The organism is Novosphingobium organovorum, assembly GCF_022832435.1.
Taxonomy (GTDB): domain Bacteria; phylum Pseudomonadota; class Alphaproteobacteria; order Sphingomonadales; family Sphingomonadaceae; genus Novosphingobium; species Novosphingobium organovorum.
The window spans coordinates 1-1,551 of the sequence record NZ_JALHLF010000230.1; the positions used below are offsets into that span (position 1 = coordinate 1).

Annotated in this window: 1 protein-coding gene and 1 pseudogene; both read right to left on the reverse strand. The window is 72.3% G+C overall.

Annotated features, from left to right (window positions below; all coding sequences use genetic code 11):
• The coding region (locus tag MTR62_RS20910) for a PepSY-associated TM helix domain-containing protein (protein ID WP_244024581.1) at positions 1-1,232 on the reverse strand (1,232 nt) is incomplete at its 3' end.
• Positions 1,229-1,551: pseudogene (locus MTR62_RS20915) on the reverse strand (hypothetical protein); the annotation flags it as partial. The gene MTR62_RS20910 and the pseudogene MTR62_RS20915, both read right to left, overlap by 4 nt.

The following is a 1,551-nucleotide window of genomic DNA, read 5'->3' on the forward strand; positions in this document are numbered from 1 at the left end:
GGCCAGGCCAGCGCCAGCGCGCCGCTTGCAGCCAGGATCGCCGGCTGGCCCCAGCACACCGCCGACCACACCCGTTCGAAGCCGGGCGCTGCGCGGCCCCGGTCGCGCCGCCGGGCAAGCCAGATGGTCACCCCGGTCGAGGTCACCACGCACAGCGCAAGGCCAAGCAGGCCATAGGCAAGGCGCAGCGCAAAGCCCGCAAACCAGCCGAAATGAAGCTGTCCCAGGCTTGCCAGGATGCGCGTGCCCGCGGCGAGATCGCGCGGGTGATGTTGCTTGAGGATCTGCCCCTCGGCCCCGAAGCGTACTTCGTCCTGCTGGGCGAGCAGGCGCGCGCGTCCGCTCGATACGGTCAGGCGCATGTCGGCGCGGCCGGGATGTTCGAGGATGAGGTTTTGCGGCGTGGCCTCGGGCGTTTCGCGCCGCACGCGGGCAAGCAAGGGGGCAAGGTCGGTGAGCGGCACGCGGCGGGCATCGCTGGCCAGTGGCGGCTCGACGAAGAGGTCGTAGACCCTGGCGGTATCGCCCCGGTAGAGCAGCATCGCCAGCCCCGCGACGATGACCGTACTCAGCCCCAGCAACGCGCCGGTCAGCGCCAGCACGAAGTGGAACGGCAGCGCCCAGACGCCGAGCCGGTTGTGCCAGTCGGCCTCCTGCAGCCGGCGCGATCCGCCCAGGCGCAAGTGGAACGCATCGCGCACGATGCGTGGGTGGGCGAGCACGCCCGAGACCAGCGAGGACAGCAGCGCCACCCCGGTCAACCCGACGAGGAAAGCCCCGATCCGGCGCGGCAGGTGCAGATCGATGTGCAGGTCGATCAGGAATTCGCTCCAGCGCGCATCGAAGGGCACCAGCGTGCCGTCGGCGGCGATGGCCCAGGTGCGCTCGAAAGCGGGCGTGTAGGCGGTGACGGTGGCGCCGCGCCGCGCCGGGCCGGGCAGGCTGGCGTAGAAGGTTGCATCGGCCGGGGCGAGGCGTGTCGCGGCGCGCAGCGCGGTGTCGATGGCGCGATCCGAGATGGTCTCCAGAGCGGGTGCGTGGGACACTTCGAGCCGCGCGATGTCCGGCGTGAACACGGCGAGCGTGCCGGTCAGGCAGACGAGGTAGATGATCCCGGCAAAGGCGAGGCCCAGCACCGAATGCCCGGCGAGGACCGCGCGCACCGTCTGCGGCGAAAGCGGCCAGCGCGAAGGCTTGGGCGTGGTCGGGGTGCGAGGGGGCACGGGCGTCATGCCGCGCCTCCCAGAAAGGCCAGCGCCAGGCCCGCCGCGCTCGCCCCGCACAGCACCGCGCCCGCGCGCCACAAGCGGCTGTCGGCGAGCGTCCAGGTCATCGCCAGCCCCCACAAGACCGGCATGGCAAGGCCGCCGATGACGATCTTGGTGCGCGGATCGCCGGGCAGGTAGACGGCGAGGCAGAACGCGATGGCCATTGCGGCGACCATGCCGAGCGGTCCGGCCAGCACGGTGAGCCCGACCCCGCGCGCAATCCGCCGCCAGCCGGTGCGGACCGGTCGGTCGATCGCGGGTTCGAGAGATGCCGGGGCGGGGC